This window comes from Paenibacillus urinalis, assembly GCF_028747985.1.
Lineage (GTDB): Bacteria > Bacillota > Bacilli > Paenibacillales > Paenibacillaceae > Paenibacillus > Paenibacillus urinalis.
The window spans coordinates 2,293,886-2,310,109 of record NZ_CP118108.1 but is presented as its reverse complement, the minus strand read 5'-3'; the positions used below and the strand labels follow the sequence as shown (position 1 = coordinate 2,310,109).

Annotated in this window: 10 protein-coding genes and 1 riboswitch; of the genes, 6 read left to right on the top strand and 4 right to left on the bottom strand. The window is 45.4% G+C overall.

The features are described 5' to 3' along the window. Positions 1–236: 236 nt before the first annotated feature. Together PUW25_RS10725 and PUW25_RS10720 are read left to right on the top strand one after the other, a co-directional pair. Positions 237–953 (top strand): GGIII-like transmembrane region-containing protein, encoded by a 717-nt coding sequence (locus PUW25_RS10725; RefSeq protein WP_274337003.1) that lies wholly within the window; start codon positions 237–239, stop codon positions 951–953. 226 nt (positions 954–1,179) lie between these two features. After that, positions 1,180–1,557 (top strand): hypothetical protein, encoded by a 378-nt coding sequence (locus PUW25_RS10720; protein WP_205053256.1) that lies wholly within the window; start codon positions 1,180–1,182, stop codon positions 1,555–1,557. Positions 1,558–1,704: 147 nt separating this feature from the next. On the opposite strand, the gene PUW25_RS10715 is transcribed toward PUW25_RS10720, so the two are convergent. After that, a complete protein-coding gene (locus PUW25_RS10715; RefSeq protein WP_274337002.1) occupies positions 1,705–2,475 on the bottom strand; it encodes a GTP pyrophosphokinase in 771 nt (256 codons plus the stop codon). A 237-nt stretch (positions 2,476–2,712) separates the two neighbouring features. Between PUW25_RS10715 and PUW25_RS10710 the strand changes: the two genes are divergently transcribed. The 3 genes from PUW25_RS10710 to PUW25_RS10700 all read left to right on the top strand — a co-directional run bounded on the left by PUW25_RS10710 (position 2,713) and on the right by PUW25_RS10700 (position 12,060). Further along, entirely contained in the window at positions 2,713–9,423 is a 6,711-nt protein-coding gene (locus PUW25_RS10710) for a DUF7507 domain-containing protein (RefSeq protein WP_274337001.1), read from the top strand. Then, the gene (locus tag PUW25_RS10705) at positions 9,420–11,114 is read left to right on the top strand and encodes a DUF11 domain-containing protein (RefSeq protein ID WP_274337000.1); all 1,695 of its coding nucleotides are present in this window, start codon (positions 9,420–9,422) and stop codon (positions 11,112–11,114) included. Before PUW25_RS10710 ends, PUW25_RS10705 begins: the two co-directional genes overlap by 4 nt. Positions 11,115–11,454: 340 nt before the next feature. After that, a riboswitch (cyclic di-AMP (ydaO/yuaA leader) is annotated at positions 11,455–11,592 on the top strand. A 6-nt stretch (positions 11,593–11,598) separates the two neighbouring features. Beyond that, a complete protein-coding gene (locus PUW25_RS10700) occupies positions 11,599–12,060 on the top strand; it encodes a C40 family peptidase (protein ID WP_047909527.1) in 462 nt (153 codons plus the stop codon). Between the two features lie 125 nt (positions 12,061–12,185). Here the strand turns inward: PUW25_RS10700 and glgD are convergent, their stop codons facing one another. Further along, positions 12,186–13,286 carry a glucose-1-phosphate adenylyltransferase subunit GlgD gene (gene glgD / locus PUW25_RS10695; RefSeq protein ID WP_274336999.1) on the bottom strand — a complete coding sequence of 367 codons (1,101 nt, stop codon included), beginning with the start codon at positions 13,284–13,286 and terminating at the stop codon, positions 12,186–12,188. Between the two features lie 25 nt (positions 13,287–13,311). Next, on the bottom strand, positions 13,312–14,460 hold the full coding sequence (locus PUW25_RS10690) for a glucose-1-phosphate adenylyltransferase (RefSeq protein WP_274336998.1): 1,149 nt from the start codon (positions 14,458–14,460) through the stop codon (positions 13,312–13,314). A gap of 479 nt (positions 14,461–14,939) precedes the next feature. Between PUW25_RS10690 and PUW25_RS10685 the strand changes: the two genes are divergently transcribed. Continuing rightward, the gene (locus tag PUW25_RS10685) at positions 14,940–15,158 is read left to right on the top strand and encodes a cation:proton antiporter regulatory subunit (RefSeq protein WP_047910171.1); all 219 of its coding nucleotides are present in this window, start codon (positions 14,940–14,942) and stop codon (positions 15,156–15,158) included. A 110-nt stretch (positions 15,159–15,268) separates the two neighbouring features. Here the strand turns inward: PUW25_RS10685 and PUW25_RS10680 are convergent, their stop codons facing one another. Further along, entirely contained in the window at positions 15,269–16,003 is a 735-nt protein-coding gene (locus PUW25_RS10680; protein ID WP_274336997.1) for a DUF1836 domain-containing protein, read from the bottom strand. Positions 16,004–16,224: the final 221 nt, after the last annotated feature.

Sequence of the window (16,224 nt, the reverse complement as noted above, 5' to 3'; positions counted from 1 at the left end):
CACTCATGACAAATCCCCTCCGCTATCTTAATGCTCCTTCAGCCCGTTCCCTCCTCTGCTTCCATCGGAGATCTATACGTTTCCCATACTATACCTATGCACGGAGCTCTACGATTATGATCATCAATTGCTTAAGCACTTGTCACTCTTATGGAATAAATGTCATACTTGTCCTATACAATAATGGAGCATTGGGTACGCCCCTATCTTTAGAAGTGAAAGGTCGGTTATTATACATGATTTATACTAAGCTGAAACAAATGTCCTTACCTCTTCTTCTCATGACGATCATCCTGCTGCTTACCGCTTGTGCCAAAGGTGAGGCCCATGTAACGGTAAATACAGACGGTACAGCCGACGTGAAATTTAATATTCAGATGAACAACCGAAACCTGGAAATCATCGGTCAGCCCGAGCTGATCAATAAGTTGAAGGATACCTTCATAGAGCAAGGATTTGAGACGGAGTCGGCGGCAACAGAAGATACGCAAGGGCTGACGGCTTCAAAACAGATTGACATGAGCTCTGCAGAACAGAAGCAGGAATTACCGGACAGTGTTACTTTTACTCATGACACGGACAATAAATTCTTCTATACAACCCATCGTATCGTCGTTGATGCAGATCTGATGAGCGCCATTCCTGACAATGATTGGAAAGATACGCTTAACTCCATCCCTTCCTTTGTTCGCAATCTGGTGTTCAAAGAAGTGGATCTGGATTTTAAGCTTACGCTGCCGATTAAACCGGAATCCAGCAATGCAGACCAGACGAGTGAAGATAACAAAACAATGACGTGGAACATTAATCCATTATCGAACAACCACCTGGAGATAACTGTTAATGTCCCTAATATCCAAAATATTCTTATCGTTTCCATTGGTCTGCTTGTCCTCCTTATCGTTATCATCGTCATCCTCGTCAGAAAAAGAAAAAAGAATAAGACCTCCTAGTGCGTATAGCCACTGAAAATGCCTAGTCAGGTCTCTAAGAGACATCTTTCTCATTAGAGAAGGATGTCTCTTTTTTTCCTCCTACAAACCTTACTATGAATTTCAAATAAACATTATTAAATCTATATAAGACTATGAACCAATCGATCATCCTCGTATTGGCATACTCTATCGTATAGCACATGCTGCACAGGCGGTGTGTCATATAACAAAGGAGGAGCTGCCTATGGCTAAACCCGTCTCTACCTGTAAAACTTGCCCACGCTTGACTGTGTATAGTGAAGAAAATTTCAGAGGACTTCGAAGAGTATACCGTGGAAACCTCGGCATGCCCGATATAGACGTCATTCTTACAGGGATTGAAAGTCTTAAATTTTTCTCTACCAATCCCAATGCCACTCTCGTCTTATTTGATCGTTCTCGCTTTCGTGACAATTTTGTTGTACTGCGGGGTAATCGCAGCATCCGCGAACTGGATGATATTTTGCGCAGAGGAGATGTGGAATCCCTTATCGCATCCAATCAGCGGCTAACCCTGGCACAGATTCGTGAGATCCAAAGAACCGGAGAATTGCCTCCTGGCTACCGTACAATTACAATCTGATTAAACCAGATAGAAACCTCTTAGTATTTATATCAATCATGCAAAATTCTTAGGTAAGAAAAAAAGACGAGCTCCATTCTATAAAACAGAATGGAGCTCGTCTTTTGGGTAATCGATTATCCTTTTACTAAGTAGGCTAGTTTGAGTTTATTTATTATTATCCTTGTCAGATATAAACCGATCGGCAGCTTGATCAATGATCTCCATAAATGCGCTCGGCAGCATGAATTGCTGATCCCTGATAATAATCTTGCGAGGGTCCTCCTCCTCTGCCTGGAGATCCTTGATCTCCTGAATTTCATGATGCAATCTTTCCATCTTATGATCCAGATGATTGGCTGCATCCGCCGCGCTCTTCAGCTCTCTAAGCATATGCTCAGGAACGTCCTTGTTATATTTGTAAAATATTTTGTGCTCCAGGCTCGCCCAGAAGTCCATCGCGATCGTTCGAATCTGAACTTCAACGCAGACATTCTCTGTCCCATCAGACAGAAATACGGGCACTTCAATAATCAGATGCAAGCTCTTGTAGCCATTCGGCTTCGGATTGGCAATATAGTCCTTTACATCCAGCACTTTAATGTCACTTTGCTTCTGCAGCATATCACTGACTTTATAAATATCGGATATAAAAGAACACGTAATTCGAAGGCCAGCGATATCCTTGATATGCTCTTTAATGTTGCCAAGCGAAATCGGATAGCCCTTGCGATACAATTTCTTCAGAATGCTCTCCGGAGACTTCAATCTGGACTTGGTATGTTCAATAGGACTGTAATCATGAAAGGCTTCGAACTCTTCTTTTAGAATATCGATCTTGGTCTCAATTTCGTCCAGGGCAAATTTGTATACCATCACAAAACGGGTAATTTCATGCTTGATTCTCTTCATCTGATCTAGCTGACTCATTTGATTCATGTGTATTTCTTCCTTCCTCACTCTAGGTGATCCTACAGAAATAACTTGATTAATATTCTTTTCCTCATTTCATTGTACACGATCTGGACTCCCCATTTCAAAACACGCAGAACTCGTAAAAAAAAGTACAAATTTACATGAATTCTGGCATAAGCTGATATAAATGGTCAGACATCATGGTATAATCGCGTTCGTCAGGTTCATTGATATACAAATTCAAACTATATTTTCAAGGGGGTGACTCCAATTCCTCTTGTTTTACGTGCAACGTACAATGCAACAGGCGCAATCACCTTTACCGGTAATACACTTGGCTTAAGCCGCTCCAATACGGAGGGTGTGCCAGGTACCTTGGACAGCATCGGCGCCTTTATCACAACGAACTCGGCAGTCAGATTCGGTACATACCCGTTAGGCACAACCAGCTCATACCAGAGCAACAATTCATCAGCGGTGCTGGTACTTCCCTCAGGAAGTACGGTACTCTATGCCGAGCTTATATGGGGCGGCTCTTACATCAACGGCAGTGTCAATTTAAGTTCGGCAATCAACAACCCGGTAATCTTCACGACTCCTGCCAGCACCAGCAGCGTGACACCTGATCCCACTACTTATAATGCCTTTGATCTTGGTAACGGAGCACAGGCTTATGTAAGATCGGCCAATGTCACTTCCCTCGTTCAACAAGGGGGAGCAGGGACTTACATTACCGGCGGAGTCGTGGGAACGATCGTTGTTAATAACGATACGACAGCTAATCATGCGGGATGGACGCTTGCCGTAATCTACAATAACCCGACGCTGCCTTTTCGTAATATGACGCTTCGGGCAGGCGGTCTTCTGGTTAATGCGTCCAATCAATCGACGATTACCGGATTTGCCACCCCTACTTCAGGCGCACTTGGAGGAAGAGCCCTCTTTAGCGCCCAGGAAGGAGATGCGAACCGTACCGGAGACTCGGCACAGTTCGGACCGACCGCAGCTACGCTCGTGTCTTTATCCGGGCCGAACAATTTCGCGAACAACTTCTTCGCCTCACAAATTAATAATGATGCGGGACAGTTGAATACAACAGGAAGCTTTGGCACGTCCAATCAGACGAACGGTGCACCAGGGACGAATATCATCGCCGGACGTCAGGGCTGGGATATTACGAACGTAGATATATCCGCCAGACTTGTCAATAATCAGACCTCAGCGGTGCTTAATCTTACAACCTCCGGCGATGTTTATATCGTGAATGCCAATGCACTGCAGATCAACATTAATTCACCCAATATAACGGTATCCAAAAGCGCAAACGTATCTGGCCTGGTTGTTGGCGACACCGTCATTTACTCCGTTGTTGTTGCGAATACAGGAACAGCAAATGCAGCCAATGTCGTCCTTACCGATGTGCTGCCTGCAGGTTTAACCTTTGTTACGGGAAGCGTTACGGTTGCAGGAACTCAACGACCAACGCTGGATATTCGTTCAGGCGTACCGATCGGCACATTGAATCTGTCAAGCAGCGTGACGATTACGTATCGTGCCACAGTAACGTCCATCCCGAGCCCTCAGCAGGTGGTGAACACGGCGAATGCTGCTTTTACATTCCAAAGCGTTGCGGGTGGAAGCACCATAAGTGGTGTTATTCCTTCCAATGCTGTAACACTGCCGGTGTATGCTCCCATCTTTAATCTGGTCAAATCATCTAACATCGCTAACGCAACCGTTGGGGATACCCTTACTTATTCTGTTGCAGTTACTAATTCAGGCAATATTGGGGCGACCACCACATTTACTGACAATGTTCCGGCCGGCACCAGCTATGTGCCAGGAAGCTTTCAAGTGAATGGCAATACCATCGCAGGGGCAAATCCTGCGACAGGAGTTAATATCGGGGTCGTTGCGGCAGGCAGCACCTCACAGGTCACATTCCAGGTCGTTGTAAATTCCTTGCCTTCTCCGCCGACACTAAACAATCTAGCCTCCGTATCCTACACCTATCAACCACCGGATGGTCGTGTATTTAGTGGATCCGCAGCCTCCAATACCTTGTCAACGCCTGTATCACTACCAAATGTAGCTGTCAGCAAAACAGCAAATCTGACGGATGCCGCAGTAGGTGAGGTGCTTACGTATACAACGGTGATAGCGAATAACGGCACTACAGCCTTGGGAAGCATCGTATTTACGGATGTAATTCCTGCAGGAACCTCCCTTGTACCCGGAAGCGTCACGGTAAATGGAGTAACCCGCAATAATGCGAATCCCGGAAGCGGTATTTCGCTGCCCAGTATCACAGGAGGAAGCTCATCGACCGTAACCTTTCAGGTGCTCATCCAGTCTGTTCCTGCTAGCGGGCAAGTCGTCAATCAGGCCAGTGTCGCATACCGTTCAGGGACTTTTAACGGTCTTGGTACCTCGAACACGGTATCTACTCCTGTTTATCAGCCGATTATCAGTGCTGTGAAAGCACTAAACGACAATTATGCTACAATCGGCGATACCATTACAGTAAACATCAGCCTGCAAAATACAGGTAACATCGGTGCACAAGTATCAGTCACAGATCCTATACCTGCTGGTACCCTTTTTGTCCCAGGGAGTGTCACGATTGGAGGCACCAGTGTGCCTGGCGCTGATCCGGTATCAGGCATATTTATAGGGACACTGACAGCGGGAAGCACCAATACGATTACTTTTCAGCTTCAGGTAGCATCACTACCTTCACCGCCTTCCATATCAAATACGGCTTCGGCTAATTACTCCTATGTGCTTCCGAGCGGCCGTACGCTGACAGGCACAAGATTGTCCAATAACGTCACTATACCTGTATCGGCTCCCAACGTAACGGTTAATAAAATCGCCAATGCAACCGAAGCGGCAATCGGAGATGTCATTACTTATACCCTTACTGCTTCCAACAATGGTGTAGAGCCCGTCAGCAATGTCATTGTCTCGGATACCATCCCGCAGGGGACCGTCTTTGTACCGGGTTCAGTAAGGGTTAACGGAGTAGTGTCTCAAGCTTCCAATCCTTCTGCCGGAGTTGCCATCGGCTCCGTACCTGGTCAGTCCTCCGTCGTAGTCAGCTTCCAGCTCCAGGTTGCTGCACTTAACGAATCGGGGCTTGTAGCCAATCAAGCAAATGTCGCCTTTACCAGCGGTACATTTACGGGGGCATCTGTTTCCAATACGGTCATCTTACCGGTATATAATGCGGACATTTCAATAGCCAAGTCTGCCAGCCTATCGAATGTAACAGTGGGTCAGACCTTAACTTATACATTTATACTCTCGAATACAGGAAATACGCCGGCGTTTGCAACACTCTTCGATGAGCTTCCGCCAGAGGTCGTATTTGATGCTAACAGTGTTGTCATTGATGGCCAGCCAACTCCAGGTGCAGATCCAGTAACAGGAATCAACATTACCAGCATTCCTGTGGGCGGTACGACGACAGTCACCTTCATTGCGACCGTCAATGACCTGCCGGCATCCCAGCGGGTGATCAATCAGGCTGACGTGAACTACTTCTACCAGACAGGAAGCGGAAGAACATTAACCGGCACAGCCTCCTCCAATTCGGTCACGGTTAACGTCTCGGCTCCAAATGTGACACTCAGCAAGACTCCCTCCAGAACAACAGCTATTGTGGGAGATTCTATTATTTATACGCTCGTCGTTACAAACAATGGAGGCGCGACAATTAATAACATCGTGCTCAGCGATATGCTTCCATCCCAAGTTTCCTTCATTCCTGGGAGCGCGACTGTAAATGGAACTCCTCTTCCATCTGCATCTCCGCAATCAGGCATTCCAATCGGCAGCTTGGCTCCCGCAGCCACCAGGGCCGTAACTTTTGAGGTGAATGTGACCATGGCAGTGCCTTCAGAAATTAATAATCAATCAACCGTTAGCTTTACATCCGGCGTCTTCTCAGGTACTTCGAACTCCAATACATCTACCATTCCTGTCATACAGCCGCAAATTTCTCTGCAAAAAACAGCAAGTACAAGTAACGCAACAGTGGGTGATACCATTGTATATACCGTTGTTATTACCAACGCAGGCAATCTGGCAGCCGATTTGGTTCTGACCGATACCATTCCGGCAGGAACCACATTTTCGCCCAATAGTGTTATTGTTCAGGGCAGCCCGGTTCCGGGTGTTGTCATCAGTGATGGGGTCAGTATTGGTACCATTGCTGCAGGACAGAGTGTAACCGTCTCTTTTGCCGTCGTGGTTACTTCCCTGCCGTCGCCGCAGCTGATCACCAATCAGGCATCCTCTGTCTTTACTTTTACACCTCCGGATAATCGGACGTTGACGGGCACTGCGGTATCGAATACGGTCAGCTTCCCGGTGTCCGCTCCAGATGTAGAAGTGACGAAATCGAGCTCGCTGGCCGATGTTTCATTGGGAGATATTATCACCTTTACGGTAACTACCCTGAATGAAGGGATTGCTCCGGTCACGAACGTCCTGTTCTCAGATCCTACACCAGGCACAACCTTCATACCGGGCAGTGTGACCATTAACGGGGTGCCTGATCCTTATGCTTTTCCTTCAGGAGGAATTGATCTGGGTACCATTACTCCTGGAACCTCTACCACAGTAACCTACAACGTAAGTGTAGATACGGTACCAAGTCCTCCTCAAATAACAAATCAGGCAGCAGTTACCTATACTTCAGGAGCCTTTACTGGTACCACTTACTCCAACACGCCGGTTATCCCGGTGTATGAGCCTGTTCTTAATGCTGTCAAGTCAGGGAGCACCCTCAATGCGACTGTCGGTGATACGATCACCTATACCATTAGTGTAGCAAATTCAGGCAATTATGCTGCATCATTCACATTAACAGACCCGATCCCAGCTGGGACGTCCTTTGTTGCAAATAGTGTATTAATTAACGGACTTCCTGCTCCGGGAGCCGATCCGTCAGTAGGTATTCCCGCGGGAGTCGTGTCTCCAGGTACTTCTACAACCATCATGTTCTCGGTCGTTATTGATACCTTGCCGAGCCCGCAAATTCTATCAAATCAATCGTTTATTGCTTATGCTTACACACTTCCTTCCGGCAGAACCCTAAGCGACAACACCGCATCCAATGTCTCTGTCATAACGGTGTCCGCTCCAAACGTCGCGGTAGTAAAAATATCTGCCCTGACGGCGCTATCAGTAGGCGATATAAATACTTACAGTGTTAACGTCACAAATAACGGCATTGCTGCCGTTAATAATGTAATTTTGAGCGATCCGCTGCCATCATTTACAAACTTTGTTCCCGGAAGTGTAACGGTGGATGCTGTATCTGTTCCCGCCGCCAATCCTTCTACCGGCATCAACATTGGAAGCATTCCGCCGGGTGCCAGTGTCAATGTAACTTTTCAGGTGCAGGTGAACGCTCTGCCTCCGACAACACCTGCAGAGCTTACTAACCGAACGACTGTTACCTTTACTTCCGGTACCTTCTCCGGCAGTGCCTTCTCCAACACCGTGACGACTCCTGTATTCCAACCGATCCTAACAGCTGTAAAGTCCGCCAATACGGCTAATGCTACCGTCGGAGATACCGTCGTTTACAGCATCGTCTACTCCAATGCAGGTAACTATGGAGCCAATGTCATCCTAACGGATAACATTCCGGCCGGTACAACACTGGTTCCAAACAGTGTCATTGTGAATGGAGCTCCGATCGCAGGTGCTAATCCGGCAGCAGGCATTGACCTCGGGGTCATCTCGACAACAGCCACTGTTCTCTTCTCAGTAACGGTAGACAGCCTGCCTGTAAGCCAGCAGCTATCCAACCAGGCCAATTCAACCTTTACCTATACATTGCCAGACGGTCGTACGTTAAACGGATCCTTTGCTTCCAATCTGCTGCAGATTCCGGTCTCTTCACCGAACGTTACCTTAGTCAAGAGCGTCTCGGTTCCTACGGCAGTGGTAGGAGACACCATTACTTACAGCATAGTAATTACCAATAACGGGATTACGAACGTCACTAACGCGGTTCTATCTGATGTACTTCCGTCCCAGAGCAGCTTCGTTCCCGGCAGTGTGACAATCAATGGCGTTACTCAGCCGAATGCAAATCCTGCAGGAGGAATCAGCATCGGTACGCTTGCACCCGGGGCATCAGCAACCGTTACTTTTGCTGTCAGTATCAATGCGTTGCCCCCAGCGCCTTATACGATTGAGAACCAATCATCGATCAGCTTTACAACCGGAACCTTTACGGGAGCTTCCTATTCGAATACGGTTTCAACTGCGATCTATCAGCCAATCTTTAATCTCGTCAAAACGGCAAGCTCGTCTAACGCAACCGTTGGCGATACGATTGTATATTTCCTAAGCTTGACGAACAACGGCAACCTGCCGGGAGATATGGTCTTGTTTGATGACCTGCCAACAGGTACCGTGCTCGTTCCGAACAGCGTACTTATTAATGGAGTTCCTCAACCGGGAGCTAATCCGGGCACTGGCATCCCTGTCGGGCTGGTTCAGCCTGGAAGCAGTGTAGCCATTACCGTTACACTTCAAGTTGTCGTTGATACGCTGCCGAATCCTCAGCAGTTAGTCAATCAAGCAACCGGTAATTATACGTACTCACCGCCAGATGGACGTGTAATATACGGTACCGTCAGCTCCAATGTGCTGGTTATTCCCGTATCATCGCCAGATGTATCTGTAGTGAAGAGCTCCCCTGCAATTGATGCTGTCGTCGGAGATGTCATCACGTATACAGTCGTTATTACCAACAACGGAATCACTGAAGTGAACAATGTCATCATGGTTGACCCTGTACCGGTTGGCACGGTTTTTGTCACCGGCAGTGTTACCGTAGACGGAGTACCAAGACCTTCAGCCAATCCGAATTCGGGCATTAATGTTGGAACGATTGAAGAAGGTACCTCTGTCACGGTTACTTTCCAAGTGCAGGTTGTCATGATATGAGCCTTGATCCGAACCAGGGGCGCCGTCTTCAGAACCAAACGTCGGTTACCTTTATATCGGGAGCTTCAGATGGGGTAGCATATTCCAATCTGGTGAGCATTCCCTTAACAGGCCCGGTAATTACGCTTCAGAAATCAGCTTCCGTTACACAAGCAGCACTAGGCAGCATCATCACTTACGAGCTGAACATCGCTAACACGGGAAACGCCGATGCAGAGATAACTGTGAGAGATGCAATTCCGGAAGGGATGCAATTTATAGCTAATAGTGTGATTCGTAATGGGCAGCCTCTTCCGGGTGTAGACGTAACTTCCCCTCTAAATATAGGTATCGTTGCCAGCAGCTCAGGGGTAAATATCAGTTTTCAAGCCATTGTCACCAGCATTCCTCCTTCTAACGAGCTCTACAACGTGGCGAGCGCAGCATATACTTTTCAAACTTTAGATGGTCGAACCATCACGAGGGAGGTTACTTCTAACGGTGTACGAATCGCACTTGCGAATGCCCAGCTCACCATATCTCAGCGTGCAAACACATTGCAAACCTTTGTTGGAGATGTGATTACTTTTACAGTAACGATTCAAAATACAGGCTCCGTACCCGTGATCAATGCGAGATTGAGCGTAATGCTCTCTGCAGGATTGAGCTTTGTACCGGGGAGTGTGATACTTAACGGTATTATCTCCCCGGGTCTTGATCCTGTTCAAGGCTTTATACTTCCCGTCATTAATCCTGGGGAGGTTGTACAGCTGACATACCAAGTTCGTGTGCTCAGCGTTAGTCGTCCCTTATCCAGTGAAGTATTCGTCACTTACTCCTCTGACGGGCTGCCTGTTCAAACCGGTTCCAATGAGGTCATACTCTCCCCGGTTGAGCCCGTCGTGAACATGGTCGTAACGGTCATGCCGGAGCAAGTCACCTATGGAGGCGCTGTTCAGTTTACCGCTGAAATAAGGAATGAGGGAGATCTCCCGATTGAGGCCGTTTACTATATGAATTTTCCACAAGGTTTGATCTTCGAGGATTATTCGGTTCAAATTAACGGGGTCGAGGTTCACAATGCAAATCCAGTGCTAGGTATAAGACTGGGTACTTTGTTTCCTCGATCCAGAACGGTTATTTCGTACCGAGCCCTTGTATCCTTCACCCCCTATTCTCGAATTACGCAGATGAATCTGATCAATCAAGCAGCTCTCCAGTTTACGTATCGACTGACCGATAGCAGAACGGTCTCGCTTCGTGAGGAGACAGAGGTCCAGGTATTATTTCTTGCACCTGTTATTCAGGCGGAGCTCACTTCACAGCCTGTCCGGGTTGAGCGGGGTGATGATGTCACCATACGAATCTTGGTTCGCAATACGGGAAATCTTGCAGCAGCTCTATCGCTGCGAGGTCTCATTCCACCGGGTACAGCGCTTATGAGGGGAATCTTGCACTTCCAGGATGGGACCATAAAGCCCTTCTCAATACAAGATTTGATAGACGGGATACTCATCATAGGGGTTCTTGAGCCGGGACAATATGCAGAGATTGAATATATCGTTCGTGTGAATATCGAAGGACTTCTGCCATCCGATTTGTTAAAAGGGTACGTTACTGTATTATTTACTTATTTGTTTGAGAACAAGGAATATACGCTGGAAGTTCATACGAACGAATATATCATTGTAATCGAGCAGCATGATGAATAGAAATATCATATTCAATATATAAAAATCCCTCACTTCATTCCTGGAAGTGAGGGATTTTCTATTCTTGGATGATACTTAACTCTTCATTCTACTAAATTCGACAAAAACTAATGACAAGTTTGTTAGAAATTTATGAACGAATGAACACCTTCTAAAGTTCCTATACCTTCGGTTTAACGAGCACTTCACGATTTATTTTACACAACAACGAAAAAACTATGCCAAACTTCGGAAAAGAGAGTTGATAAATATACCAGTGAATGATAAAATCCAAAAGTAGATAAAGTAACAATTTCGTAATCATTAATGTCACTTTCGTTGTCGAAATCATTAGGTGTATGACTGATAACTGCCGAATTCTCGCACCAAGAAGCGGGGGACCCGACCATTTATGGGTGAATTGATCAATATTAAAGTGATCATAGGGAACCTTCAACCGAATCCTTAGCTAACCTCGCAGGCATTGGAAGGAGTATTATTTACTTTGAAAAAGACACTAACAGCAGCGGCACTAGGGTTCGCTCTATTATTCTCCGCAGGAGTTACAGAAGCATCCGCTTCTATTCTATCTAAAACAGTTAACAATACCGTAGGCATACCGTACCAATTTGGCGGTTCTACTCTATCAGGGTTCGATTGCTCTGGGTTTACTCGATATGTATATAAGCAGCTTGGCGTGAATCTGCCTCATAGCTCTAAACAGCAATTTCATAAAGGACAGGCTATCAAGAAATCCGAGCTTGTAAAGGGAGATCTTGTCTTCTTTAATACCAGCGGATCCGGTGTTTCTCATGTGGGAATTTACCTGGGCAACAATCAATTTGTGTCCGCTACCTCTTCCAAAGGAATTGCCATTACACCGATCAACAAAGGCTACTGGAGCTCCAAATATTACGGCGCCAAAAGAATGCTGAGCCCGGCCTCTGCTGAGAGAGCTGGATTATAATTACATTACCCGATTTATTATCGTTCAATCAAATAGTGTAATCCTATAAAATCAATAACAGAAGGTCCAGGAATAATTCCTGGACCTTCTGTTGTATTTGTCACAGCCGACTTGAAGCATTATGTTTAGATTTGGCTGCTCTTCGCAATGACATAAGGCTTCTTGGCATCACCAATCAGCCGGCGATCTACAGATAAGTGTACATCCTTATCCAATATCACGTTCTCAAGCACTGCATTCTCCTCAATTACACATTTCTGCATAATAATTGAGTTGTGGATCTGTGCCCCGTTATGTATCTTGACCCCTCTGAAAATGATACTGTTCTCCACCGTTCCCCCAATAACGCATCCATTCGCAATTAAGGAATTATGGACTTCCGCCTGTTCCAAATAACGCGTTGGCGGCTCATACTTAATCTTGGTATGCACCTCATGATATTTAAACAGCTTGTTGTACTGTTCCTGCTGAAGCAGCTCCAGGCTGTTGCGGTAATAGCTGTCTACGGAGTTAATCACGGCATGATATCCAGTATAGGCATAAGCTGCAATTTTGAGATTGGCCAGGTTGTTCTGTATTCCATCTCGGAAAAAATGATTATGGCCGTGAGCAATACAATGATCTATTAATTTCAGAAATAACTGCTTCTCTATAATAAATGCACCCAAATAAATATTAGGATGTCCACCTTCCCCATGCATCCCGGTGACCCAGCCGTTATCCACATCCATCCGGATGCTTGATTCATATTCGGGGAGGATTTCATCTGCTCTTTTATACAGTAATGTGATGTCAGCTTGTGTTTCCAAATGGTAATTAAACATCTCTCTGTAATCAACTGTGTAGAGATGCTGGCTGCCGGTATGAATAATATGTGTTCCAGACCCTCTTAGGAAAAAATCACGATTGTTATGAAAATGCTGCAAATCCCCTTTGGATCTGTCGGTGGGGTCATTCCAATCCGGCGGCAATATGAACAGTCCTCCATGCTTGCGATCCAAATCCCAAGGCGCACCTTCCCCTAAATGATCCATCAGGGATCGATATTTACGACGGACGAATAAAGCGATGTTATGAACTCCGGAATGCATCATATTGGACAGGACAAAATCAATTAAACGATACCTGCCTGCAAATGGAACGGCTGCGCCGCAGCGAAAATATGTTAATTCGTTCATTAAATCGAGTTCATGATCCAAATTCACTACACCCATGAGCTGTTGCATATATCGGCCACCGTCCCTGTTCATATTATTTCAAACCATAGGTATGAGGTCTGTAAGCTTCATCAACGAGCAATATTTCATCCTGATCCTCTCCACCTATTGTAGAGCCGTCTCTGATGATCATATTTTCGCTCACGATCGCTTTATGGATCTTGACGTTCTTCCCAATCTTCACCTTAGGCATGATCACCGAATCTGTAATTTCGCTTCCCTCTCCAACCTCAACGCCATAGAATAATACAGACCGGTTCACATTACCGTGCACTACACAGCCTTCATTCACGATACTGCTGCGCACTTTCGCATCCTTCGAGATGTAGCATGCAGGTTCATTAGGATTACGGGAAAATATCCGCCAGTTCGGATCATTCAAATTTAATGGTGGATCGTCAACCAAGAGGTCCATATTCGCCTCCCACAAACTTTGGACGGTACCTACATCCTTCCAATATCCGTCAAATGGGTATGCAAACAGCCTTTTCTCATTGCGGAGCAGAAGAGGAATAATATCTTTACCAAAATCATATGTAGAATTCGGATCCTGCTCGCTTTCGAGCAAATGCTGGCGGAGTACCGTCCATTTGAACAAGTACACCCCCATCGAAGCAAGCGTGCTGCGCGGCATAGCCGGTTTTTCTTCAAATTCGAAGATTTCGTAATTATCGTTCGTATTTAGCAGTCCAAATCGACTTGCCTCAGATAATGGAACGTCAATGACGGATATCGTACAATCCGAGTCCCGCTCCTTATGGTACTGCAGCATGGCATCGTAGTTCATCTTGTAGATATGATCACCTGACAATATAAGCACATGCTCAGGATCAAACTGATCAACAAAATGGATATTACGATAAATCGCATCGGCTGTTCCCCGATACCAGCTGTTACTCCCTTCACGTTCGTGCGGAGGAAGGACAAATACTCCACCTTTACGGCGGTTAAGGTCCCAATCACTCCCAATACCGACATAGGAATGAAGGATGAGCGGCTCATACTGAGTCAGTACACCGACAGTATCGATTCCGGAATTGGCACAATTACTAAGTGGAAAATCAATAATACGATAGGTTCCTCCAAAATAAACCGCAGGCTTGGCTAAAGTTTTGGTCAGACCCTTCAAACGTTTACCTTGTCCTCCGGCCAGCAACATGGCCACCACTTCTTTTTTGTTCATGGAAGAGCCTCCTCAGGATGGTATGAGTCATTGTAGCTGCTTCTTATGAAGTGAATATGCGGGTATGAAGTTGTAATGTATGTATGTCTGTTTGTGAAGAAGGTAAGAAATGATGTAAATACTGAAGAAGTGGTACATGGCGGTAAACACTTGGTGCAGGTGCATGAGGTTTAAATAAACGTGAGTGAAGAAGCTTAAGAATATTTACACATTTGATTCTATTTCATAACACATGAATAGGCATTACGAAATGAATTTATTTCTATTTTTATTATAAACAATTGCAATAGCTCTTGACAAACAGAGGTTTATGACGTTTTGCCCCTAATCTCCTCAGGATATGTCGACTTTAGACATATTTTTATTTTTACTAAAAATATTATGCGTTGGGCTTGCATTACATGTTCGCAGATAGTAAAATACGGCTTTGAGTGTATGAACTATAATAAGAATTAACGCTAAGAAAGGGGATTATTCCCATGGAACTTCTCAAATCTGAATTGCCCGGTGTAGGGATGAAGTATCAATTGGAGACGAAAGCAGGTTCCAATTTCATCATTGTCCATCATGAGGATGGACGCCGTGAAATTTACTGTTCCGATCCAGAGGATCACGAGAGCCTCATCTTTATTGCCGAGCTGGAGGATGAGGAGTGTATGCTGCTCTCGAGTATTATTGGCGGGTGGAATGAAAGGTAATTAACCCATAATCAAACGACCAAAAAATCAGACAGTCGTGTACAGAGCTGCGTCTTTTGTACGAGGACTGTCTTTTTTTGTATCCTTGGGGATTAATGAGTAATTCTTTCTTATAAAAATAAGGTGGCATTCAAATAACGTCTGGACAGAGAATACAGATAAGTCGTCTGGATCGATAATGTGGCAATGAACAAAATATTTCGAACGATCAGATGCTGTTTCTCAGACAAATGGGTAAATTGTCCCGCCATTCTGCTCGCTGCCGAACGTATTTCTTCCTCCACTGACTTACCCTTATGGAGCGTTTGTTCAAATTGACCATCTAGCTGTTCAAACAGTAGAGCATAGGTGCTGTACAGTTGCAGTGGACTAATCAGATCATCATCTTCCCGCTCCGGCTGGTTAAAAACCCCTTCAAACAAATGACGTATAGAATCAAAATCAAGCACGGATTTAAGATCATCAATCATGAATAATAATGAGGCTTGATTGATGGAATACTTTTTACCGATTTTTGGAGATGAGAGATATTCTTTGAAGTCTCGTTTCACCCAGTTTTGCATCGATGTAATAGAGACGTTGGAATATTCAACAAGCTGAGCGAGCGAAGCGATTTCCTGCAATGAGAATCCAGGGGCACGATTACCCTTAATGAGCTTCTCTAAGATCGGTGGTACAGAAGTGGATAGAAATGCGGGGAGTGTATTGCCCTTCTCCACATCTGACGGATGATGTTTATTCCATGCTTTTTGGAGCATGGCTAAGGGTGTTTCATGATGTTGTCCCTCGATGGACAGCAGCAATTGTGCCATTTCACAGCGAGTAAGAGAGAACAACTCTGTCATCTAACGGACCTCCCTTGTGTGTTAAATGTTTGTTAAAAATCACATGGATTTATATTACGCCCAACGTATGACCTTGTAAAGAGAGGTCTGATTAAGGAAATTTGGCGTCTAACTTCCTATTAGGGCCAAATTAAGCCTACACGGTCTATTATTAACCCTACAGACCATTGATAATCACAAGATAAGTTCGGTATATTAGTTCATATGAACCTAAAATTTAT